Annotated in this window: 22 protein-coding genes; 8 read left to right on the top strand and 14 right to left on the bottom strand. The window is 43.1% G+C overall.

Going from position 1 to position 22,308, the window contains the following annotated elements:
* Positions 1-60 precede the first annotated feature (60 nt).
* A complete protein-coding gene (gene yiaK / locus EDC44_RS03800; RefSeq protein WP_131975561.1) occupies positions 61-1,059 on the bottom strand; it encodes a 3-dehydro-L-gulonate 2-dehydrogenase in 999 nt (332 codons plus the stop codon).
* 221 nt (positions 1,060-1,280) lie between these two features.
* Between yiaK and EDC44_RS03795 the strand changes: the two genes are divergently transcribed.
* Positions 1,281-2,069 (top strand): IclR family transcriptional regulator, encoded by a 789-nt coding sequence (locus EDC44_RS03795; RefSeq protein WP_131975559.1) that lies wholly within the window; start codon positions 1,281-1,283, stop codon positions 2,067-2,069.
* 67 nt (positions 2,070-2,136) lie between these two features.
* On the top strand, positions 2,137-2,766 hold the full coding sequence (locus EDC44_RS03790; protein ID WP_131975557.1) for a pseudouridine synthase: 630 nt from the start codon (positions 2,137-2,139) through the stop codon (positions 2,764-2,766).
* Between the two features lie 54 nt (positions 2,767-2,820).
* Here EDC44_RS03790 and EDC44_RS03785 read toward each other — a convergent pair whose 3' ends face one another.
* The 5 genes from EDC44_RS03785 to gpt all read right to left on the bottom strand — a co-directional run bounded on the left by EDC44_RS03785 (position 2,821) and on the right by gpt (position 6,284).
* Entirely contained in the window at positions 2,821-3,093 is a 273-nt protein-coding gene (locus EDC44_RS03785) for an HU family DNA-binding protein (RefSeq protein ID WP_131975555.1), read from the bottom strand.
* A 157-nt stretch (positions 3,094-3,250) separates the two neighbouring features.
* A complete protein-coding gene (locus EDC44_RS03780) occupies positions 3,251-3,841 on the bottom strand; it encodes a YjaG family protein (protein WP_131975553.1) in 591 nt (196 codons plus the stop codon).
* A gap of 9 nt (positions 3,842-3,850) precedes the next feature.
* Positions 3,851-4,933, bottom strand: a complete 1,083-nt coding sequence (gene hemE / locus EDC44_RS03775) for a uroporphyrinogen decarboxylase (protein WP_131975551.1) — start codon at positions 4,931-4,933, stop codon at positions 3,851-3,853.
* Positions 4,926-5,738, bottom strand: a complete 813-nt coding sequence (gene nudC, locus EDC44_RS03770) for an NAD(+) diphosphatase (protein WP_131975549.1) — start codon at positions 5,736-5,738, stop codon at positions 4,926-4,928. The genes hemE and nudC overlap by 8 nt, the downstream gene beginning before the upstream one ends.
* An 81-nt stretch (positions 5,739-5,819) precedes the next feature.
* A complete protein-coding gene (gene gpt, locus EDC44_RS03765) occupies positions 5,820-6,284 on the bottom strand; it encodes a xanthine phosphoribosyltransferase (protein WP_131975547.1) in 465 nt (154 codons plus the stop codon).
* Positions 6,285-6,421: 137 nt separating this feature from the next.
* Between gpt and EDC44_RS03760 the strand changes: the two genes are divergently transcribed.
* Entirely contained in the window at positions 6,422-7,876 is a 1,455-nt protein-coding gene (locus EDC44_RS03760) for an aminoacyl-histidine dipeptidase (RefSeq protein ID WP_131975545.1), read from the top strand.
* 132 nt (positions 7,877-8,008) lie between these two features.
* Here EDC44_RS03760 and EDC44_RS03755 read toward each other — a convergent pair whose 3' ends face one another.
* The 3 genes from EDC44_RS03755 to metN are packed head-to-tail and all read right to left on the bottom strand — an operon-like array spanning position 8,009 to position 10,540.
* On the bottom strand, positions 8,009-8,800 hold the full coding sequence (locus EDC44_RS03755; RefSeq protein WP_131975543.1) for a MetQ/NlpA family lipoprotein: 792 nt from the start codon (positions 8,798-8,800) through the stop codon (positions 8,009-8,011).
* Between the two features lie 23 nt (positions 8,801-8,823).
* The gene (locus tag EDC44_RS03750) at positions 8,824-9,513 is read right to left on the bottom strand and encodes a methionine ABC transporter permease (protein ID WP_131975541.1); all 690 of its coding nucleotides are present in this window, start codon (positions 9,511-9,513) and stop codon (positions 8,824-8,826) included.
* Positions 9,506-10,540, bottom strand: a complete 1,035-nt coding sequence (gene metN / locus EDC44_RS03745) for a methionine ABC transporter ATP-binding protein MetN (protein ID WP_131975539.1) — start codon at positions 10,538-10,540, stop codon at positions 9,506-9,508. The genes EDC44_RS03750 and metN overlap by 8 nt, the downstream gene beginning before the upstream one ends.
* A gap of 241 nt (positions 10,541-10,781) precedes the next feature.
* Here metN and gmhB point away from each other — a divergent pair, with 241 nt between their 5' ends.
* From gmhB to EDC44_RS03725, 4 genes are read left to right on the top strand one after another with little or no spacing between them, the layout of a single operon-like run.
* On the top strand, positions 10,782-11,342 hold the full coding sequence (gene gmhB, locus EDC44_RS03740) for a D-glycero-beta-D-manno-heptose 1,7-bisphosphate 7-phosphatase (RefSeq protein WP_131975537.1): 561 nt from the start codon (positions 10,782-10,784) through the stop codon (positions 11,340-11,342).
* A gap of 16 nt (positions 11,343-11,358) precedes the next feature.
* Complete coding sequence (gene fmt, locus EDC44_RS03735) at positions 11,359-12,315, top strand: methionyl-tRNA formyltransferase (RefSeq protein ID WP_131975535.1); 957 nt, start codon at positions 11,359-11,361, stop codon at positions 12,313-12,315.
* Complete coding sequence (gene rsmB, locus EDC44_RS03730; RefSeq protein ID WP_131975533.1) at positions 12,315-13,655, top strand: 16S rRNA (cytosine(967)-C(5))-methyltransferase RsmB; 1,341 nt, start codon at positions 12,315-12,317, stop codon at positions 13,653-13,655. Before fmt ends, rsmB begins: the two co-directional genes overlap by 1 nt.
* A 58-nt stretch (positions 13,656-13,713) precedes the next feature.
* Positions 13,714-16,035, top strand: coding sequence for a Tex family protein (locus tag EDC44_RS03725; RefSeq protein WP_131975531.1), 2,322 nt, complete (start codon positions 13,714-13,716; stop codon positions 16,033-16,035).
* A gap of 46 nt (positions 16,036-16,081) precedes the next feature.
* Here EDC44_RS03725 and EDC44_RS03720 read toward each other — a convergent pair whose 3' ends face one another.
* The 4 genes from EDC44_RS03720 to metJ all read right to left on the bottom strand — a co-directional run bounded on the left by EDC44_RS03720 (position 16,082) and on the right by metJ (position 19,428).
* Positions 16,082-16,411 carry a DMT family transporter gene (locus EDC44_RS03720; RefSeq protein ID WP_131975530.1) on the bottom strand — a complete coding sequence of 110 codons (330 nt, stop codon included), beginning with the start codon at positions 16,409-16,411 and terminating at the stop codon, positions 16,082-16,084.
* Positions 16,408-16,761 carry a diacylglycerol kinase gene (locus EDC44_RS03715; protein ID WP_131975528.1) on the bottom strand — a complete coding sequence of 118 codons (354 nt, stop codon included), beginning with the start codon at positions 16,759-16,761 and terminating at the stop codon, positions 16,408-16,410. Before EDC44_RS03715 ends, EDC44_RS03720 begins: the two co-directional genes overlap by 4 nt.
* A 9-nt stretch (positions 16,762-16,770) precedes the next feature.
* Entirely contained in the window at positions 16,771-19,002 is a 2,232-nt protein-coding gene (relA, locus tag EDC44_RS03710; RefSeq protein ID WP_131975526.1) for a GTP diphosphokinase, read from the bottom strand.
* A gap of 108 nt (positions 19,003-19,110) precedes the next feature.
* A complete protein-coding gene (gene metJ, locus EDC44_RS03705) occupies positions 19,111-19,428 on the bottom strand; it encodes a met regulon transcriptional regulator MetJ (protein ID WP_131975524.1) in 318 nt (105 codons plus the stop codon).
* Between the two features lie 240 nt (positions 19,429-19,668).
* Between metJ and priA the strand changes: the two genes are divergently transcribed.
* The gene (gene priA / locus EDC44_RS03700; RefSeq protein WP_131975522.1) at positions 19,669-21,861 is read left to right on the top strand and encodes a primosomal protein N'; all 2,193 of its coding nucleotides are present in this window, start codon (positions 19,669-19,671) and stop codon (positions 21,859-21,861) included.
* Here priA and recX read toward each other — a convergent pair.
* A complete protein-coding gene (recX, locus tag EDC44_RS03695; RefSeq protein ID WP_131975520.1) occupies positions 21,854-22,303 on the bottom strand; it encodes a recombination regulator RecX in 450 nt (149 codons plus the stop codon). The two genes, priA and recX, sit on opposite strands and share 8 nt — an antisense overlap.
* Positions 22,304-22,308: the final 5 nt, after the last annotated feature.

Below are 22,308 nucleotides of genomic sequence, written 5' to 3'. Positions count from 1 at the left end.
AATTGACCGCACTTTTAGAATAAAAGATGGTGCAATATTTATAATTGCACCATTAACACGTTATAACGATTTTAATTTAGCCCAAACAGAATCATCTACCGGAATCCCATTTGCTTTGTTATCGGCTAAGATCGCAGTAAATTCGTGACCGGGTAAACGTACTTCCACATTCGGATCAGCGCGTTCTGCCGTTCTCACATAATCCATAATACGTTTTAATTTCGCCTCTTTGGTTGGCCCATCAATTAAGCGATCCACTTCAATAGCAATAAACACTTGAGATACGCAGTACTCATCATCTTTATCTTCAGTCACTGCAACTGTCGATTCACCATTAGAAAGTAAAGTTGCAATCATATCCAATACGATAGACAAACCGGAGCCTTTCCAGAATCCCATTGGTAACAAGCGACGATTTTTTTCTACAGTAGCGGGATCGCGAGTTAAGTTACCATCATCATCAAAACCGGCATCTACAAAGGTTTGACGACCCGCTAAACGATGTACCTCCAACATACCATAGGAATACATAGAACAAGACATATCTACCATGGTAATCGGATTGGTCGGAACTGCAATAATTAAGGGATTCGTTCCGATACGACACTCTTTTGCTCCCCATGGAGGCATAACTGCCAACGCATTCGTCCAACAAATACCGATATAACCGTTTTCTGCTGCCTGCCAGCCATAACTACCGCCACGCATCCAGTGATTCGCGTTACGTAATGCAACCACACCGATACCGTGTTGTTTGGCGATTTCCATGGCGCGATCCATCATTTTTTTCGCGGTCAAATTACCGATTGCCTGATGAGCATCCCATTGTTCAATTGCACCTAAAGACAGTTCTTTTGTTGGCTCGGCATCCGGCACAATGTCGCCATTCTCTAATTGTTGAATAAAGCGAGGAAAACGGTTTACGCCATGTGAATAAGCTCCCGCTTGTGTAGTATCAGCAAATACCGTTGCACATTCTTCAGCAATATCCTCACGCATATTGCGAGATAATAATACCCGTTTAAATTCAGTTTTTAATTCTTGATAAGAAATTCTCATTGGAACACCCCTATAAAATTTCACATATTAAAATGATGTTTCGTATTATGATACGAAATACTAAAATAAGCAAACTTAGCGTTAAAATAAAATGTTTTTAAAATCAATAGGTTAAAAATAAATTTGCAATTTTGTGACATAGATCTCATTTTTTTTAATTTTATTTTTGCAGTTTTATTATTAATGTTTAAGATAATCACAGATCAAGTTAAGAGGTTTAAATGAACAAAGAAAATAAAAAAACAACGAATAATCAAAGCCTTATTCGAGGCTTATCATTAATTGATATTTTAAGTAATTATCCTAACGGCTGCCCATTAGCAAAATTAGCCGAATTATCAGGATTAAATAAAAGCACCACACATAGAATGCTACATAGTTTGCAAGAATGCGGTTATGTGAAACCCGCTAATACTGTGGGTTCATATCGCTTAACGACAAAATGTTTAGCTATCGGACAAAAAACATTATCTTCACTAAATATTCTGAGCGTCACTTCGCCCTATTTAGAGCAATTAAACGTACAAACCGGAGAAACAGTGAATCTTTCAATGCGTGAAGAAGATCATGCGATTATGATTCATAAATTTGAACCAACTATAGGAATGATGAAAACCCGTTCTTATATCGGGCAACGTTTACAATTATATTGTTCTGCAATGGGAAAAATTTTTATGGCTTATGCCCAACCGGATTATTGGGAAAAATATTGGCGTAATAATCACAAATATATCAGGCAGCTAACAGCCAACACCATTACCAAAGCTGAAAATATGCAACAAGAATTAGTGAGAGTACGTCAGCTTGGCTTTGCAATGGATAATGAAGAAAATGAATTGGGTGTTACCTGTATCGCCTGCCCCATTTTTGATATTCAGGGTAAAGTCATGTATTCGGCGTCGATTTCACTTTCTACCGCACGCTTAAAGCTGATAGGAAAAGAGTTTTTGCTTGAATCTCTTAAACAGACAACGAATAACATCTCACAAGAATTAGGCTATAAATGCTAAAATAATTTGAAGTAAATTGATCGAATATATTCTATAGCTCTAATAGAATTATTTTTAACTATTGATAATGAAAACAAATCTAAAACATAAATCAGTAAAACGAATAAATCTTACGGACACTCAAGTTCTATTGTTCAACAAACCCTTTGACGTATTAACCCAATTTACCGATGAAGCCGGGCGGAAAACATTGAAAGATTTTATTCCGGTGAAAAACGTGTATGCCGCAGGACGGTTGGACAGAGATAGCGAAGGACTGGTGATTTTGACCAATAACGGGGAAATTCAGCACCGTTTGGCAAATCCCAAATTCAAAATGGAAAAAGTCTATTGGGTGCAAGTGGAAGGAGTGCCGACAGAAGCGGATTTAGCAAAATTACGTCAAGGTGTTGAGCTGAAAGACGGAAAAACTCAGCCCGCCAAAGTGCGGTTGATTTCTGAGCCGAATTTATGGGAGCGAGTGCCGCCAATTCGAGAGCGGAAAAGTATTCCTACAAGCTGGCTGGAAATTCGCATTACAGAAGGGAAAAATCGTCAGGTGCGACGAATGACGGCTCATATCGGTTTTCCTACACTGCGTTTAGTGCGTTATCAAACCGCTGATTTTACCATTGAGAACTTGCCTAACGGTCAATTTCGTTATTTAACGGAATCGGAATTAACCCGACTTTTTAAGCAGCTTAAACTAAAAAATTAAGATAAAAAAACCCCGTTGAAATACAACGGGGCTAAACATTGATCAAATTAATAATTACTTGATTGCATCTTTTAATGCTTTACCGGAAACAAATGCCGGTACTTTTGATGCTGCGATTTGAATTTCAGCACCGGTTTGCGGGTTACGGCCTGTACGAGCGGCACGCTCATTAACTTTGAATGTACCAAAACCGATAAGTTGTACAGGTTCACCTTTTTTCAAGCTACCTGCGATTGCTTCTAACGTTGCTTCCAACGCTGCTTTTGCTTGTTTTTTGTTTAAATCTGCTGCACTTGCAATTGCATTGATTAAATCTGTCTTATTCATAATGAATACCCTTTTATATTCCATAAAAAATTAATTTGTCGGCTGAGTTCGCATAAAGTTCACCGAGATTATTGACTGTCAAACAGACAGTTATAAGATTAATGCAAAATTGTCTTAAAGCAAAGAATTATATTCAAAAAATGAGAGCTATGTCACATCATTGACTAATTTCTACGCCGATATTGCTTATTTTTTCTGCTCTAATCTCATTTTTCAACGATAAGATCAGCTCAATATCACGTTCTTCGCAGTCTTTCAATACGCGAAATATCTGCCATTGCACGTCCAATTCTGCTTGAATGTCATCCATATTTTTTAAATCTTGTTCGGATAAATCGCGATCAGCTTCCGTTTCCAATAAGGTTGCTACCGTTTGCAATGAAATTTGTGAAATTCTGACCGCTCTTTCCAACGTTTCACCGGCAATAATGGCGTGCAATAATTCCGATAAAGCTTCACAGGCATCCAATGCGGGCACGACACCGAAAAATTCGTAATCATTTACATCGGGAATGATATTTTCCAATTTTTCCAGTTGGCTTTCAAAATTGATCTTAGCATTTTTAACCGTGAGAAATTCCCATACCAAATTAAGAATATTGTGGTAAATTTTGGCGTTTTGCGGCTGTTCCGTCACTTCACAAAATAAGTGAAAATTGGGATACATCCACTCACACAGAGCCGCCATAAAAGTAAAATGCTGCCAGCTTTCCAGATTTTCCAAACGCTTATGAATCGGATTTCGCATAGGGGTTCCTTATTTATGATACGCCTGAGAATAACGATGCACCGCATCTACCAACACTTTCGGGGATTCTACCGGCACATCTTGATGGATGCCGTGACCGAGATTAAATACATGCCCGCTGCCATTTTCTCCACAGCTGGCAAAATCCGCCAAAATCGACCGCACTTCTTGCTCGATACGCTCAGGGGAGGCATATAGCACAGAGGGATCCATATTGCCCTGCAATGCCATTTTATGCCCCACGCGGGCTTTGGCTTCGGCAATATTTACCGTCCAATCCAAACCTAGAGCATCACAGCCGGTTTCCGCCATCGCTTCTAGCCATAAACCGCCGCCTTTGGTAAATAGGGTTACCGGCACGCGACGACCGTCGTACTCGCGAATCAAACCGTCCACAATTTTGTGCATATATTGCAAGGAGAAATCTTTATAATCGCGATAAGCCAACACGCCGCCCCAAGTATCAAAAATCATCACCGCTTGTGCACCGGCTTTGATTTGAGCGTTCAAATAAAGTGTCACGGAATCGGCCAGTTTATCTAATAACAGATGCAATACCTGTGGTTCGGTATAAAGCATTTTTTTGATTTTTGTGAACGCTTTGCTGGAACCGCCTTCCACCATATAAGTGGCCAAGGTCCAAGGACTGCCGGAAAAACCGATCAGAGGTACCTCGCCTTTTAATTCGCGGCGAATTGTCCGTACGGCATTCATCACATATTGCAACTCTTGTTCCGGATCGGGAATCGGCAAATTCTGTACCGCACTTCGGTTTTCAATCGGACGGGCAAATTTTGGTCCTTCACCCGCACCAAAGCTCAATCCTAACCCCATCGCATCGGGCACGGTTAAAATATCGGAAAATAAAATGGCCGCATCCAAAGCATAGCGACGCAATGGTTGCAAAGTCACTTCGCAGGCTAAATCTGCATTACGGCATAAAGACATAAAATCACCCGCTAGCGCACGAGTGGCTTTATATTCCGGCAAATAACGTCCGGCCTGACGCATCACCCAAATCGGCGTCATATCCACGGGTTCACGTAGCAACGCACGTAAGTAACGATCATTTTTTAATTCTGGTTTAGTCATTGATAATCTCTTCTTTTGCACAAAGTTCTAAAGTTGCACGGATCAGTTTTAATGCGATCGTGCCCTGCGGGGGGAGTTTGGGTAATTCGTCGTCATAGCGAAACCAAGCTGCATCGGCAATTTCCGCCTCTTGAATACGGATTTCTCCGCTGTCGTAATCCGCTAAAAAGCCCACCATTTGCGAATTGGGAAATGCCCAAGGCTGACTGCCGAAATAGCGGATATTTTTCACTTTAATCCCGGTTTCTTCAAACACTTCCCGCTCTACGGTTTTCTCGAAGGTTTCGCCCGCTTCCACAAAGCCTGCCAATGTGGTGTACATTTTTTCGTCTTTATGACGGGCATGGCAAGCCAATAAAATCTCTTTGTCTCGGCGTACCGCTACAATAATTGACGGACAAATCACCGGATAAGTGCGGTAATTACATTGCGAATTATCGCATTGCACCGCCCATTCATCGGCTGTGATATGGGTGGAATGCCCGCATTTGCCGCAGAATTGATGGGTCTTAAAGAAATGATTCAATTCCACACCGCGATTCAGCAGATTAAATTCCCGTTGCGGCAAACGCAGCTGATCACGCAAAGAAAAATACTCTCTGTTATCATTGGTAATTTCCTGTACCAACCAAAGCGGTTGCATGGATTCATCCAGGTTTTTCCATGCACCAATTATCATGCCTTTCAAGCCTGTCAATCCAAATTCATCGGCACGGCCATAAAGCAGTCGGTCATTGACTAAATGTACCGTTGAACCCTGTGTTAATAACCAAAATCCGGCATCAGAAGATTGAATTGTATTCATAAGATTTCGCTATTGTTATTGATAGAAAAAGTGCGGTAATTTTACCGCACTTTTTACTGATTGCGATGATTTATTTCCCGCCTATTTTCTCGCAAGCGGCGGAACAAAGCCCAACCCCAGATCCCAAGGCTGTTCAATCCAAGTGCCTTGCGGAATATCAATCACATAATCATCCACTAATGACGCACCTGCCGGTTTGGCAAATACGGTAACGAACTTCGCATTTGGGTACATTTCACGAATAGCACGAGCAGTGTTACCAGTATCCACTAAATCATCTACAACAATCCAGCCTGCACCGCCGTTCGGTACTTCCGCGGCATGTAATACACGTAATTCGCTTTGCTGATCGTGATCATAACTGGCAATGCACACGGTTTCCACATGACGTAAATTCAACTCGCGGGCAATCACGGCAGCCGGAAACAAACCGCCGCGACTAACGGCAATAATTCCTTTCCATTGGGAAGCCGGTAATAAACTTTCAGATAATTTGCGGGCATGCATTTGGAACATATCCCACGTCACTACGTATTTTTCGCTCATAAAATAATACCTTTTCTAAATATAAATATAAAAAAATTGGCTAAGGATAACGCAAAACGTCGTTATATGCTATTATTTACGACAAATTTTTCACTCAGTGCGGTGGATTTCCGTAATATTTTATAAAGGAGAGGACAATGTCTGAAATTTCAACCCTGCAACCCCAATTATTATGGCAATGGTTTGATCAAATATGTGCCATCCCCCATCCTTCTTATCACGAAGAAAAGCTTGCTGACTTTATTGTACAATGGGCAAAAAATAAAAATTTATTTGTAGAACGTGATGAAGCCGGCAATATTTTAATTCGTAAAGCGGCAACGCCAGGAATGGAAAATCGTCCGTCTATCGCCCTGCAGGCTCATTTAGATATGGTGCCGCAAGCCAATGAAGGCACGCCTCATGATTTTACCAAGGATCCTATTTCACCTTATATCGACGGTGATTGGGTGAAAGCCAAAAGCACTACGTTAGGTGCGGATAACGGTATCGGTTTAGCTTCCGCCTTAGCCGTATTAGACAGTGACGATGTCGTGCATCCACCGTTAGAAGTATTGCTGACGATGACTGAAGAAGCCGGTATGGACGGTGCGAAAGGATTACGTTGCAACTGGTTGCAAAGCAATCTGATGATCAATACCGATACCGAAGAAAACGGTGAAATTTATATCGGTTGTGCCGGTGGCATAGACGGAAATTTAACCATTCCACTCTCATTCAAACCGAACAAGTATAAGCAGCAATATGAACTTGTCTTAAAAGGTTTACGCGGCGGTCATTCGGGCTGTGATATTCATAGCGGGCGTGTCAATGCCATTAAATTATTAGCTCGTTTCTTAGTGCATTTAACGGAAACCGTACCGCAATTCGAATTCACATTAAGTCATATCCGCGGCGGTTCCGTGCGTAACGCCATTCCACGCGAAGCTGCCGTGACATTAGCCTTTAACGATGATGTGACATTACTGGAAAGTGCGGTGGAAAATTTCAAAAATTTGATGGTTGCGGAATTAGCGGTTGCCGAACCGAATCTGACTTTATTCTTACAAAGCACCGAAAAATCACTGCAAGTATTTGAAGCCACCAGCACGCGTGATGTGATTCATTTGTTAAACGCCTTGCCAAACGGTGTAATCCGTTGGAGTGACTCTGTACCGGGCGTGGTGGAAACTTCTTTGAGTCTGGGCGTAGTAAACACCGAGGAAGATAAAGTCAAAGCCAATGTATTAATCCGTTCACTTAATGAAAGCGGTAAGCAATACGTGCGAGAAACCTTAGTATCCATCACCGAATTATCCGGTGACGATATTCGTTTCTACGGCAGCTATCCGGGCTGGAATCCTGATATTCACTCCCCGCTCACCGCATTAACCAAGCAAGTGTACGATAAAATTTTAGGTGAAGAAGCAAAAATAAAAGTGATTCACGCCGGTCTTGAGTGTGGTCTGATTAAAGAAAAATATCCGAATCTGGACGTGGTTTCCGTAGGCCCGACTATTTTAAACGCACACTCGCCGGACGAAAAAGTCCATATTCCGGCCGTGCAAACCTATTGGAAATTATTGACGGAATTGTTGGCTAATATTCACTAATTTAGGCACAATCCAAGAGTAAAAATGCGGCGATTGCCATTTGAAAACCCACCTGATTTATAAAATCAGGTGGGTTTGTCAATAGTCTGAGGTGGCCCCTATTTGCCACCTTCATAAACTCTTTATACGTAATTACCAGCCCTTAACAACGCCATCTTTGAAGAACTTTTGTGCTTCTTTGTAGACTTCTTCGGTTTGATACGCTTTTACAAAATCTTGTACTGCTTTGCTGTCTTTGTTGTCGTCACGGGCAACAATGATGTTTACATACGGAGAATCTTTATCTTCAACGAAAACACCGTGCTCAGTGGTGTTTAAACCTACTTGACCGGCATAAGTGTTGTTTACTACCGCTAAATCCACGTCATCCAACGCACGGGCTGCAATAGAAGTATCGACTTCTTTGATTTGTAGGTTTTTTGGATTTTCAACAATATCCATAGAAGTTGAGAATAAATTTGTCGGATCTTTTAATTTAATTAAACCTTGTTTTTCAAGTAAAATTAACGCACGAGCCAAGTTACTCGGATCATTCGGTACTGCAATTACTGCACCGTCTTTTAATTCGCTTACGTTTTTAATGGTTTTAGAATACCCTGCTAACGGATATACAAACGTATTGCCGATAATGACTAAGTTTTTCAAGTTTTTCTCTTGAGAATCTTTATCTAAATACGGTTTATGCTGCATTGCATTCGCATCTAAATCTTTGGTAGATACCGCTGTATTTGGCAGTGCGTAGTCGTTAAATTCCACATATTCTACCTCTAAGCCGTATTTTTCTTTTGCTACTTTGGCAGCGACTTCGGCAACTTGATGTTCAGGGCCGGACATTACGCCCACTTTGATTTTTTCAGCAAAAGCGTTAGTAGATACTAAGGCTGCTGCAACAGCAGTTAAAGCGAATAATTTGTTTAATTTCATAAATGCTCCTTGAAAAATGATATTTAACGATGATCCACGCGTTTAGCTAAATCATCACCTAATTTTTGACTAACAATAACAATCAGCACAATAATAATGGTGGATATCCATTTCACATACACCATATTTCGATATTCACCATAGTTAATAGCCAGGCTGCCCAGTCCGCCGCCGCCCACAATCCCCGCCATGGCGGAATAACCTATTAACGTCACTAAGGTTAAAGTGATGCCGTTAATTAACGTCGGCAATGCTTCCGGTAAATAGAATTTATTAATAATCTGCCAGTTGGTTGCACCGATAGCTTTACCCGTTTCGGTTAATCCCGGCGGAATTTCCATTAACGCATTTGCCGTTAAACGTGCGACAAACGGCATTGCGGCAATACTTAACGGAATAATCGCAGCCGTTGTACCAAGCGTTGTGCCTACGATTAAACGTGTAACCGGCAATAAAATAATTAATAAAATAATAAAAGGAATAGAACGCCCGATATTAATTACAATATTCAAAATACGGTTTAATCCTTTCTTTTCAAAAATCTTGTCTTGACCGGTAATAAAAGTCAGCACGCCCAAAGGCAAACCGATAATGACGGCAAGTAATGTCGCGGCGAAACTCATATACACAGTTTCCCAAGAGGAACTAATCACCATCGCCCACATTTTCGGCGTTAATTGAGCGTTAAATGCGGTAATTAAACTATCAAACATAACCAAGCACCTCAATACGCACGTTATTTTCCATTAAATAAATTTTTGCTTGAGTAATCGCGTCTTCATCGCCCACCACTTCCGCAATGGAGTAACCAAACTTAATACCGCCCGCATATTCGATTTGAGATGCCAGGATACTTAAATCCACTCCGAACTTTTTCGCAGTCAAAGATAATAACGGTGCGTCTACGGAACGACCGGTAAATTCAAATTTAATCACCGGATAAGAATTTTCACCTTTCGGATTCGGCGATAAATTCTCAATATATTCATCAGGTAAATTAATATGGAAAGTTGAGCTAATGAATTCTTGAGCCAAATCGGTTTTCGGGCTGGAAAAGATTTCGCTCACCGTCCCCTGTTCGATCAATTGACCTTTATCAATCACCGCCACTCGGTCACAAATACGTTTTACCACTTCCATTTCATGCGTAATCAACAAGATAGTAATATCTAAAGTGCGGTTGATTTCTTTTAATAATTTTAAGATAGATTGCGTGGTTGCCGGATCTAACGCACTGGTTGCTTCATCACACAATAATACTTTCGGATCACCGGCTAACGCACGGGCAATCGCTACCCGTTGTTTTTGTCCGCCGGATAAATTTGCCGGATATACATTGGCTTTTTCGCTAAGCCCCACTAATTGCAGCAACTCACTGACTTTTTTATTAATTTGTTCTTTCGGTGTATTTTCCAATTCCAGCGGTAATGCAACATTGTCAAACACGGTACGGGAACTTAGCAAGTTAAAATGCTGGAAAATCATTCCGATATGGCGACGTTCCGCCACTAATTGTGAATCCGAAAGTTGGGTAAGATCCGTGCCGTCAATAATTATCGCACCAAAAGTCGGACGTTCAAGCAGGTTCACACAGCGGATTAACGTACTTTTCCCCGCTCCGGATGCACCGATAACACCGCAAATCTGCCCTTTAGGTACATGCAGCGACACGTTATCCAACGCTGTTAGCTTTTTCCCGGCTACATTAAAAATTTTACTGATATTTTCTAGTTTAATCATAAGTTATGTACATAAATTGAATTCGACTTTATTTTAGACGGCTAGATTGCTGTGTCAACAGATATATGCCATATTTTTATAACGTTACGTTATGTGTTAGATATTTTATAGCAAATTTGCACCATTATTCGGCAGAATTCATCTTTTGAATAACTTTGTACATTAGGTTTTGCATTATATTTGCCAACAGAAAGCAGAAAAGCGATAATACGCAAAATTTCTTTCTCAAACAGAAAAGTTTATGAATAAAGCCATTTTTCTTGACCGCGACGGCACGCTGAATATCGATCACGGTTATGTGCATCAAATTGATGATTTTGAATTTATCGAAGGCAGCATCGAAGCGCTTCAACAGCTTAAAGCTATGGGCTATTTGCTGATACTGGTCACAAATCAATCAGGCATTGCCCGCGGTTATTTCACAGAAGAGCAATTTTTGCAGCTCACAGAATGGTTCGATTGGTCGCTGGCCGATCGTGGTGTAGATTTTGACGGCATTTATTATTGCCCGCACCATCCCGAAGGCCGGGGAGAATACAAACAGCAATGCGATTGTCGTAAACCGCAACCGGGCATGTTATTACAAGGCATTAAAGAACTGAATATTGCGCCTGATCAATCGGTGATGGTAGGCGATAAACTCGAAGATCTGCTGGCCGGCAAAAATGCGAAAATCGGCAAATTAGTATTGGTTCGCACCGGAAAAACCGTAACTGCCGAAGGCGAGCAATTAGCAGATGCCGTGTTAAATTCCGTAGCGGATTTACCGCAATGGTTAAAAAAAGCGACTAAAAAAGAATAAATAATAAGAGAACATAATGAATAAACTAAAAATCATTTTCGCCGGTACGCCGGATTTTGCCGCTCAACATTTGCAAGCATTACTGGATTCCGAACATCAAGTGATCGCCGTTTATACCCAACCGGACAAACCCGCTGGTCGCGGTAAAAAATTACAGGCAAGTGCGGTAAAAATGTTGGCAGAATCCCACAATATTCCCGTTTATCAACCTAAATCCTTACGTAATGCCGAATCTCAAGCGGAATTGACCGCACTTCATGCCGATGTGATGGTGGTCGTGGCATACGGCTTGATTTTACCGAAAGCCGTGCTCGATGCCCCGCGTTTAGGCTGCTTAAACGTACACGGTTCTATTCTGCCTCGCTGGCGTGGTGCAGCACCGATTCAGCGTGCAATCTGGGCGGGCGATAAACAAAGCGGCGTAACCATTATGCAAATGAACGAAGGCTTGGATACCGGTGATATGCTGCACAAAGTTTATTGTGATATCGTCGCCGATGAAACATCGACCAGCCTTTACAATAAGCTGGCAGAACTCGCACCACCGGCTTTAATTGATGTGTTGAAAGGTTTGGAAAACGCTCGGTTTAAACCGGAAGTTCAAGATGAAAGCCAAAGCAACTACGCGGAAAAACTCAGCAAAGAAGAAGCAAAATTAGATTGGCATTTGTCTGCCGTACAGCTTGAACGCTGTATTCGTGCTTTTAATCCGTGGCCAATCAGTTATTTTACGACTACTGACGGGCAAGGCAATCCGCAAACCTTAAAAGTGTATCAAGCAAGTGTTTTACCACATCAAGACAAACCGCTCGGTACAATTTTGCAGGCGGATAAAAACGGCTTGCAAATTGCCACCGCACAAGGTGTGTTAAATATCCAACAACTGCAACCGGCGGGCAAAAAGCCGATGTCGGTGCAGGATCTATTAAACAGTCGGGCTGATTGGTTTACGGTAGGTAAGGTGTTAGATTAATGAAAAAAACACAAAAACAGACCGCACTTTCAGTAAGAGCGACCGCCGCTCAAGTGCTGTTACAAGTGTTAGATAACGGGCGATCCCTATCTGCCTTGTTACCGAGTGTACAATCTCAGATCAAACCGCAAGATCTGCCGTTATTGCAAGAATTGTGCTTCGGCGTATGCCGCGTATTACCCCGTTTGGAACAAATCATTAAACAACTGGTGGATAAACCGCTCAAAGGTAAAACCCGCATTGTGCATTGCTTGTTACTGGTGGGATTATATCAACTGCTTTACACGCGAGTGCCTGCTCACGCCGCAGTGGATGAAGTGGTGAACGCAACGAAAAGCCTAAAATCAGACAGCTTCCGCGGGTTGACCAACGGTGTACTGCGTCGTTTTTTGCGCGAGCAGGATGAAATTCTGGCAAAAACTGACAAACACTGGCAAACCCTGCACCCCGAATGGTTTGTGAATCAGTTGAAAAAAGCCTATCCTAATTGGCGGAATATTATCGAAACTAATAATCAAAAACCGCCTATGTGGATTCGGGTCAATCAACAACATTGCAGCACAGCGAATTATCGCACGCTGTTAATGGCCAATGATATTCAATCGGAAACCGCCGACAATCCCCATGCGTTACGCCTGGCAGAGCCAAAACCCGTGCAAAACCTACCGCACTTTAACGACGGCTGGGCGACGGTGCAGGATGTAAACGCCCAATGGTCGGCGATATTGCTCGAACCGCAAAACAACGAGCTGATTTTAGATGCCTGTGCCGCGCCGGGCGGCAAAACCACTCATATTTTGGAACTCGCTCCGCAAGCCAAAGTCATTGCTCTGGATGTGGAAGCCAACCGCCTAAAACGGGTTACTGAAAATTTGGCACGCCTTAATCAGCAAGCAACCGTCGTATGCGGTGATGCCACGCAACCGACTCAATGGCTCAATGAGATTTTCGGCACAAGTGCGGTGCAATTTGACCGAATTTTACTGGATGCACCTTGTTCCGCCACAGGAGTCATCCGCCGTCATCCCGATATAAAATGGTTGCGGCAAGAAACGGACGTTAATCAACTGACCGAATTACAATCACAAATCCTGGAAGCACTTTGGATGAAATTAAAACCCAACGGCGTATTACTTTATGCCACCTGTTCCGTGCTACCGCAAGAAAACAGCGAACAAATTCAAGCATTTTTAGCCCGTCATAGCGATGCCGAATTGCAACCTTTGCCGTTTATCATTAATAAAGAAACTGTTGATAAAAGTGCGGTAGGATTTCAATTTATTCCCGAAATCCACGGCGGTGACGGATTCTATTATGCCAAATTAAAGAAAATCGAATAAACCTTCTCCCGTTTATGAGAGAGTTAAAGTACAACCTAAATATAGATGTAATAACACAATGTTAAACCAACAAATCAGTCAAATTATCGCTGCCGAATTGACCGTGCAGCCGCAACAAATTATTGCCGCCATTCAATTATTAGACGACGGCAATACCATCCCTTTTATAGCCCGTTATCGTAAAGAAGTCACCGGCGGACTGGATGATACCCAATTACGTCATTTTGAAACCCGTTTGATTTATTTGCGTGAGTTGGAAGACCGTCGTCAAAGCATTTTTAAGTCCATTGACGAACAAGGCAAATTAACCGACGAACTGCGGGATAAAATCACCCGAACTCAAAGCAAAACCGAGTTGGAAGACTTGTATTTACCCTATAAACCCAAACGCCGCACCAAAGGTCAAATCGCCATTGAAGCAGGTCTTGAACCGCTGGCGGATTTACTCTGGAACGAACCGAATAACGTTCCCGAAACTGCTGCCGCAGACTATGTAGATGCAGATAAAGGTTTTGCTGATGTAAAAGCCGTGTTGGACGGTGCAAGATATATTTTAATGGAACGTTTCGCCGAAGATGCCGCATTATTGGCGAAAATCCGTAGCTATTTACAGCAAAGTGCGGTGCTGGTTTCCAAAGTTTTGGAAGGTAAAGAAGCGGAAGGGGCAAAATTCCAAGATTATTTTAATCACCAAGAACCACTGCACAATGTACCGTCACACCGAGCTTTGGCTATGTTCCGCGGACGTAACGAAGGCATATTGCAACTCAGTCTGAATGCGGATCCCGATGCGGAAGAAGACAGCCGTACCAGCTATTGCGAAGAAATTATCCGTGATTATTTAGGCGTACGTTTAAGCAATCAACCGGCAGATAAATGGCGTGCACAAGTAATCGCCTGGACGTGGAAAATCAAAGTATCCCTGCATTTGGAAACGGAATTAATGGGAGCATTGCGTGAAAAAGCGGAAGAGGAAGCCATTGACGTTTTTGCCCGCAATTTGACCGCACTTTTAATGGCAGCACCGGCAGGGGCAAAAAATACCATGGGCTTAGATCCGGGTTTGCGTACCGGCGTGAAAGTGGCAGTAGTGGACAACACCGGCAAACTGTTGGCAACAGACACCGTTTACCCGCACACTGGTCAAACACAGAATGCTATGGTGTCGGTTTTCAAATTGATTAAAACCCATAATGTGGAACTTATTGCCATCGGCAACGGCACAGCTTCTCGTGAAACGGAACGTTTCGCCAAAGAAGTGATTAAACAATGTGGCGAGCAAAAACCGCAAACGGTGGTTGTCAGCGAAGCGGGTGCATCCGTGTATTCCGCTTCCGAGCTGGCGGCACAAGAATTTCCTAATTTGGATGTGTCATTGCGTGGTGCGGTATCTATCGCCCGTCGCTTGCAGGATCCGTTAGCGGAATTGGTGAAAATAGAACCGAAAGCTATCGGTGTAGGGCAATATCAACACGATGTAAACCAAAGCCAGCTGGCTCGGAAATTAGATGCGGTAGTGGAAGACTGCGTAAACGCCGTGGGCGTGGATTTGAATACCGCCTCCGCTCCGTTGTTGGCCCGCGTAGCGGGAATGACCAAAACCTTGGCACAAAATATCGTGAATTATCGCAATGAAAACGGCCGTTTCCACAGCCGTTCGGAACTGAAAAAAGTGCCGCGTTTAGGACCAAAAGCCTTTGAACAATGTGCGGGCTTTATGCGTATCGCCAACGGCAAAAATCCGCTGGATGCTTCCGGCGTGCACCCGGAAGCTTATCCGGTAGTGGAAAAAATCCTGCAAGCAACCGAACAATCCATTCAAGATTTAATGGGTAACGCTTCAGCAGTACGACAGTTGGATGCCAAACAATTTATCGACGAACAATTCGGTTTGCCGACGGTACAAGATATTTTTAAAGAATTGGAAAAACCCGGTCGCGACCCGCGGGGTGAATTTAAAACCGCTACTTTTATGGATGGTGTGGAAGATATCAACGATCTGAAATCCGGTATGATTTTAGAAGGCACAGTCACCAATGTGACCAACTTCGGGGCGTTCGTGGATATCGGCGTACATCAAGACGGTTTGGTGCATATCTCATCACTTAGCGACAGGTTCGTGGAAGATCCGCACCAAGTGGTAAAAACCGGTGATGTGGTAAAAGTGAAAGTGCTGGAAGTGGATGTTGCCCGCAAACGTACCGCTTTGACTATGCGTTTGGATGAAAAACCAACAGAAAAATCCGCTAAAACCGACCGCACTTTGTCGGCTAAGCCACGAACAGCTCACAACGCAGATCGTTCAAACCGCGATAACCGACAAGGCAACAGTGCAATGGGTAATGCTTTTGCCGATGCGTTAAAAAATTGGAAAAAGTAGAATCGATAAACATAAGCGATAAAAATGGGAACAACAGTTCCCATTTTTAGTGCCCTGCACTTTTAGAAAACAAATTAATCACCAACACACCGGCAATAATTAGGCTGATGCCGAGTATTGCCGGTATATCTAATTTTTGCTTAAACAGCAACAGACCCACAGCGGAAATCAGCACAATGCCCATTCCTGACCAAACGGCGTACACAATGCCCACAGGCAGTTCGATCATGACTTTGGACGCCAGATAGAAAGAGGCGGTGTAAATCACTAATGCACCGACGGTTTGCGGCAGTTTGGTGAAACCGGCACTGGCGTTAAGCAGACTGGTGGCACAAACTTCAAGAATAATGGAAAGTGCGAGCAAAAACCACATCATAGGAAAATCACAATCCCCCAAACCAATAGACAAATTACCATTGCCACAAATACCGCGGCAGATCCCATATCTTTCGCCCGACCGGAAAGTTCGTGCCGCTCTATACCGATGCGATCTACCACAGATTCAATGGCACTATTGAGCAATTCCACTACCAACACCATCAAGGCGGTTCCCACCAATAAGGCGATTTCTACATTGCTTTTGCCCAGCCAAAACGCCAATGGCAGCATGATGACCGCTAACAATAATTCGTGTTGGAATGCAGTTTCTTTGCTGGCGGCTTTTAGTCCTTGCATAGAATATTGAGCGGCTTTAAAAACATGTTTGATACCTGTGTGCTTTTCCATTTTATCCCTTTATTTCGCCAATCGTTTGGCTTCAATGACATCATCTAATTTTGCCAAACGGGCAAGAATTTTACTTAAAATCTGTACGTTATTCAGTTCGATTTCCATATCAATGGTGGCAATTTGCCGCTTAGTATCATTACGACTGGATACGCCGGCAACATTGACTTTTTCATTCGCCAAAACCGTTGTGATATCCCGTAATAAACCGTTACGGTCATTGGCAACAATGCGGATACTTAAATGAAAACCACCGACGAAATTATCACCCCACATGGATTTCACTACGCGTTCCGGATGAACAGCCTGCAATTCAGCCAACTGTTCGCAATCGCTGCGATGAATGGAAATACCGCGACCCATTGTAATATAGCCCACGATATCATCGCCCGGAATAGGTTGACAGCAGCGGGCAATATGGTGCATTAAATTGCCCACGCCCTCCACGATCACATAACCTTTTTTTTCTGATTTTCCTTGAGAATGCACCGCACTTTTTTGCGTCACATGGCGCAGAATTTCCGCATCTTCCTGCTCTGCCGTCAGTTTGAGCAATTTGCTTTGCAAATAGTTGATCAGCGATATCAAACGAATATCGCCGCTGCCGATGCCTGCATATAAATCATCTAAATGCTTCAGATTATGTCGCGGTAAAGCATATTGTTCCACCTGCTTCAACGTAATACCGAGACGGGAAATTTCATTTTCCAGTAATTCTTTACCGGCAGGAATATTTTTGTCGCGGTCTAATTTCTTAAACCAGGCATTAATTTTGGCGCGAGCTTTTGACGTGTGGGTAAAGCCTAAATTCGGGTTCACCCAGTCGCGGCTCGGATTCGGATTTTTCTGCGTAATGATTTCAATTTGATCACCCATTTGCAGCTGATAAGTAAAGGGCACAATTCGTCCGCCGACTTTCGCACCGATACAGCGATGCCCGACATTACTGTGAATAGCGTAAGCAAAATCCAACGGCGTCGAACCGGTCGGCAAATCCACCACTTCGCCTTTCGGCGTAAACACATACACGCGGTCATCAAATACTTGACTTCGCATTTCCGCCATAATCTCGCCGGAATCGGTAATATCATCCTGCCATGCTAACAGTTTACGCAACCAAGTGATTTTTTCTTCATAACCGCTGCGACCGCCGGTTGTGCCTTCTTTATATTTCCAATGTGCCGCTACGCCGAGTTCCGCATCATCGTGCATTTGCTGGGTGCGGATTTGCACTTCGATAGGCTTACCGCCGTTACCGAGCACCACGGTATGAATGGATTGATAACCGTTCGGTTTCGGGTTCGCCACATAATCATCAAATTCATTCGGCAAATGTTTAAAATGCGTATGCACAATACCCAATGCCGCATAGCAATCCTGCAATTTCGGCACGATCACACGCACCGCCCGCACATCGTAAAGTCCGCTGAACTCCAAATGTTTTTTCTGCATTTTCCGCCAGATGCTGTAAATATGCTTCGGACGACCGTACACTTCCGCGTTATCAACACTTTCTTTCAGATAGCCGGACAATTCGCTGACAAAATCCGCAATATATTGCTCACGATCCAAACGGCGTTCCTGCAACAATTTGGCAATCATACGATATTGGTCAGGGTGCATATAACGGAAACAATAATCTTCCAATTCCCATTTTAATTGCCCGATGCCTAAACGATTGGCAAGCGGAGCATAGATATTGAAACATTCTTTCGCCGCTAATACTTTTTCTTCTTCCGAGCAACGATTTTCTTCATCACGTAAAAAACTAATGCGTTCGGCTAATTTGATGATAACACTGCGGAAATCCTCCACCATAGCAAGCAGCATACGGCGAATATTATCCACTTGATGATTATCGGCGGATTGGCTGGCATTAAGCTGGCGGATATTATCCATTTCTACCACGCCTTTGAGTAGTTTGCAGATTTGACTGCCGAAGTCTTCTTTAATTTGCCCAAAGTCCACAATTTCCGTCTTCACAATAGAAAACAACATGGCTGTGAGCAAACTGTCCGTATCCATATTTAAACTGTGCAGAATTTCAACCATTTCCACACTGCTATGTAAGGAACATTGTTTTTGCTTTTCTTCGGAAGCTTGAGACAATTTTTCCGCCGCATAATGCCAGGCGGTAATTAGCTGTTGTCGGGTTTCCATTGAAAGATCAAGCGTATTTCCCCAGCTTTCAATATTGAAATCTTTCGGATTAATCAAATGAGAACTTCTAACCGCGACCATAAGCTTTCCTCGTTTTGATAAAATATCAATAAAAGTTAGACGCACAAACGTCTAAAAAGTTGTGGGGTATTTTAACAGATTTAACGTTGAAAGGCTTGCTGAAAATCGCTAATATTCCCAATCTTCCGGCACAATGCCCATTTCCCGCATAATTTGTTTGGCGGATTCAGGGATCTCATCATTACGCTCTTTCATTAAATCATCATCGGTAGGCAGCGGTTGACCGGTAAATGCATGTAGAAAAGCTTCGCACAACAGCTCGCTATTCGTGGCATGGCGTAAATTGCGGATCTGACGGCGGGTGCGTTCATTGGTGAGAATTTCCAATACTTTGATCGGAATCGACACCGTGATTTTTTTCACTTGTTCGCTTTTTTTACCGTGTTCCGCATAAGGGCTGATATATTTGCCGTCCCAATCTGCCATGATTAATCCTTACTAATTGTGCGTTTTTTGGCTATTTTAAAGAAAAATACGATAAATAACAATCCGGACGTGAAGATGGCTAAAAATATGATAGTTGTGGGTGATGTTGTCGGTGCCGGCATACTTTATTACAAAACAATAACTAATTAACCCCATTCCAAAATCCCTAAAAAACCTATTCCTTGCGATAAGCTTTTTGCTATAATTCCCCCCATTCTTTTTTGTTTGATTAGGTTTTGTATGCAGCTTGTCCGTGTGGCACTTGCCGTGCCCTTAATGCGTTTGTTTGATTACCTGTTGCCAGCCGAGATAACTCCTCCGGTGATAGGCAGCCGTGTATTAGTGCCTTTCAACACGCAGAAAAAAGTGGGGATCGTGCTGGATTTTCCTACTCAGACAGATATCGCCGCTGAACAGCTCAAGCCGATTATAGCCACATTGGACGAACAATCTCTATTTGAAGCGCACCAATGGCAGCTGTTACATTGGGCGGCTCAATATTATCAAACTCCGCTTGGTGAAGCCTTAATTCAAGCTCTACCGGTGAAATTGCGGCAAGGAGAAAGTGCGGTAGAAAAAGCGGAAATTTTCTGGAAAATAACCGCACTTGGGCAACACGCCTTAACGGACGGCAGTTTAAAACGTTCAAAAAAACAGCTGGAAGCCTTAACTCAACTGCAGGAAAGTCCGTTATCGAAAACAGATAATTCTTTTACATCTGTAGTCTGGTCGGCACTAAAAGAAAAAAATTATATTACGGAATTTAGTCAGCCGTCTATCACGCAATCTTGGCAACAGGCCTTAAACGGTCAAACGATTGTGAATGAATCCAATAAGTTACGTTTAAATAAACAGCAGGCCTTAGTGATGAGCAAACTGGTGTTCCAACAAGGTTTTGCAGCCTTTTTATTGGAAGGCGTAACGGGATCGGGTAAGACTGAAATCTATCTGCAACTTATTGAAGAAACGTTGAAAAAAGGTAAACAGGTATTAGTGCTTGTGCCTGAAATTGGGCTCACACCGCAAACCGTACAACGCTTTCAAGCCCGTTTTAATGTGGTGATTGATGTGCTGCATTCCGATATTAACGACAGCCAGCGGCTAAAAGCCTGGAATCAAGCAAGAACGGGGCAAAGTGCGGTGATCATCGGCACCAGATCGGCGCTATTCACTCCGTTTTCTGATCTCGGTTTAATTGTTATTGACGAAGAGCATGACAGCTCATTTAAGCAGCAAGACGGCTGGCGTTATCATGCCCGTGATTTAGCGGTGTATTATGCAAAATTATGGAATATCAGTATTGTGATGGGCTCTGCCACGCCGAGTTTGGAAAGCCTGAATAATGCGAAAAACGGCAAATATCAACATTTAGTGCTCAGCCAGCGGGCAGGCAATGGGACGAATGTCCGTCAGCAGCTGATTGACTTAAGACAGCAGCGCATTCATAACGGTTTATCGGATTTATTGCTGGCTAAAATGACACAGCATTTGGAAAAAGGCAATCAAGTGTTGCTATTTCTCAACCGCCGCGGTTTTGCACCGGCCTTGTTATGCCACGAATGCGGTTGGATGGCACAATGCAGCCATTGTGAAAAACCTTATACTTACCACCAGCAGCAACGGATTTTGCGTTGTCACCATTGTCACAGTCAACACCGTTTGCCTTACCAATGTCCTGAATGCGGATCCACTCAATTAATGACTACGGGCGAAGGCACGGAACAATTGGAAAGTGTGCTGCAACAGCGTTTTCCGCAATATCATATCACCCGCATCGATCGCGACAGCACAGCTCGCAAAGGCAAATTGGAATCTCATTTGCAGGATATCCAACAAGGAAAAAGCCAGATTTTAATCGGCACACAAATGCTGGCGAAAGGCCACCATTTTCCCAACGTTACGCTAGTAGCTTTAGTGAATGTAGATAGTGCTTTGTTTTCTTTAGATTTTCGTGCAGAAGAACGCTTAGCTCAGCTTTATGTGCAAGTAGCAGGCCGAGCCGGGCGGGCAGAAAAACAAGGGGAAGTGGTGCTACAGACTCATTACCCGGATCATCCTTTATTACAATCCTTGCTTACCGACGGCTATCAAAGTTTCGCCGAACAGGCTCTGGCAATGCGGCGTGCTATGGGTTTGCCGCCTTTTACTGCACAAGCCTTATTCAAAGCCCAAAGCCGCAAAAGCCAAGAAGCAGAACAAACTTTGCAAGACATTCTGCAATTTTTCACCGCACGTCAAATTCAAGGCTTGCAACTGCTCGGTCCAATGCCCGCACCACACAGCAAAAAAGCCGGACAATTTCGCTGGCAGTTGCTATTACAACACCAATCCAAAGGCGTGTTGCAACAGGTTCTAACCCAATATTCCCAACAAAAAATGCCGAACCATAAAGTGCGGTTGGTTTTAGATGTAGATCCCTTGGATTTTAGTTAAATTCTTCCCCGCCCACATAACCTGCAAATTCATCTTGATTGAAACCGTGGGAGAGCATATATCGCCAAATTTTCTGTTTACTTTTGAGATCCTGTTTATCGGCAAAATCAGGGAATTTTTTGCGTAATACATTCAAAGCCAATACATACCAATCGATTTCACTTTCGGCAACCACATCGGCAATCACATGAGAAGGCACGCCTTTGAGATATTGAAGTTCCTGTTTGATGCGATTTAAACCATAACCCCGTTGTGAACGGGTATTGAGATAGCTTTCGCAAAAACGCTTATCATTTTGCCAGTTGCGTTTCTGGCAACAGGTGAGTGCTTCGTTGATTTCCTCTTCCGTAAAGGCTTTTTCCTGCATTTTGCAACGCAGTTCATATTCACTGTATTCGCGGCGGGAAAGCAAATTCACAATATAATTTAATGCCAATGACATTGTTT

It is taken from the genome of Cricetibacter osteomyelitidis (genome assembly GCF_004340985.1).
Lineage (GTDB): Bacteria > Pseudomonadota > Gammaproteobacteria > Enterobacterales > Pasteurellaceae > Cricetibacter > Cricetibacter osteomyelitidis.
Note: the sequence above shows the minus strand (reverse complement) of the source record. Positions and strands in the feature narration are given on the sequence as shown.

Excerpts from the sequence above, each read along its gene's own strand:
- yiaK (WP_131975561.1), bottom strand. The coding sequence starts at position 1,059 with ATGAGAATTTCTTATCAAGAATTAAAAACTGAATTTAAACGGGTATTA.
- EDC44_RS03795 (WP_131975559.1), top strand. The coding sequence starts at position 1,281 with ATGAACAAAGAAAATAAAAAAACAACGAATAATCAAAGCCTTATTCGA.
- EDC44_RS03790 (WP_131975557.1), top strand. The coding sequence starts at position 2,137 with ATGAAAACAAATCTAAAACATAAATCAGTAAAACGAATAAATCTTACG.
- EDC44_RS03785 (WP_131975555.1), bottom strand. The coding sequence starts at position 3,093 with ATGAATAAGACAGATTTAATCAATGCAATTGCAAGTGCAGCAGATTTA.
- EDC44_RS03780 (WP_131975553.1), bottom strand. The coding sequence starts at position 3,841 with ATGCGAAATCCGATTCATAAGCGTTTGGAAAATCTGGAAAGCTGGCAG.
- hemE (WP_131975551.1), bottom strand. The coding sequence starts at position 4,933 with ATGACTAAACCAGAATTAAAAAATGATCGTTACTTACGTGCGTTGCTA.
- nudC (WP_131975549.1), bottom strand. The coding sequence starts at position 5,738 with ATGAATACAATTCAATCTTCTGATGCCGGATTTTGGTTATTAACACAG.
- gpt (WP_131975547.1), bottom strand. The coding sequence starts at position 6,284 with ATGAGCGAAAAATACGTAGTGACGTGGGATATGTTCCAAATGCATGCC.
- EDC44_RS03760 (WP_131975545.1), top strand. The coding sequence starts at position 6,422 with ATGTCTGAAATTTCAACCCTGCAACCCCAATTATTATGGCAATGGTTT.
- EDC44_RS03755 (WP_131975543.1), bottom strand. The coding sequence starts at position 8,800 with ATGAAATTAAACAAATTATTCGCTTTAACTGCTGTTGCAGCAGCCTTA.
- EDC44_RS03750 (WP_131975541.1), bottom strand. The coding sequence starts at position 9,513 with ATGTTTGATAGTTTAATTACCGCATTTAACGCTCAATTAACGCCGAAA.
- metN (WP_131975539.1), bottom strand. The coding sequence starts at position 10,540 with ATGATTAAACTAGAAAATATCAGTAAAATTTTTAATGTAGCCGGGAAA.
- gmhB (WP_131975537.1), top strand. The coding sequence starts at position 10,782 with ATGAATAAAGCCATTTTTCTTGACCGCGACGGCACGCTGAATATCGAT.
- fmt (WP_131975535.1), top strand. The coding sequence starts at position 11,359 with ATGAATAAACTAAAAATCATTTTCGCCGGTACGCCGGATTTTGCCGCT.
- rsmB (WP_131975533.1), top strand. The coding sequence starts at position 12,315 with ATGAAAAAAACACAAAAACAGACCGCACTTTCAGTAAGAGCGACCGCC.
- EDC44_RS03725 (WP_131975531.1), top strand. The coding sequence starts at position 13,714 with ATGTTAAACCAACAAATCAGTCAAATTATCGCTGCCGAATTGACCGTG.
- EDC44_RS03720 (WP_131975530.1), bottom strand. The coding sequence starts at position 16,411 with ATGATGTGGTTTTTGCTCGCACTTTCCATTATTCTTGAAGTTTGTGCC.
- EDC44_RS03715 (WP_131975528.1), bottom strand. The coding sequence starts at position 16,761 with ATGGAAAAGCACACAGGTATCAAACATGTTTTTAAAGCCGCTCAATAT.
- relA (WP_131975526.1), bottom strand. The coding sequence starts at position 19,002 with ATGGTCGCGGTTAGAAGTTCTCATTTGATTAATCCGAAAGATTTCAAT.
- metJ (WP_131975524.1), bottom strand. The coding sequence starts at position 19,428 with ATGGCAGATTGGGACGGCAAATATATCAGCCCTTATGCGGAACACGGT.
- priA (WP_131975522.1), top strand. The coding sequence starts at position 19,669 with ATGCAGCTTGTCCGTGTGGCACTTGCCGTGCCCTTAATGCGTTTGTTT.
- recX (WP_131975520.1), bottom strand. The coding sequence starts at position 22,303 with ATGTCATTGGCATTAAATTATATTGTGAATTTGCTTTCCCGCCGCGAA.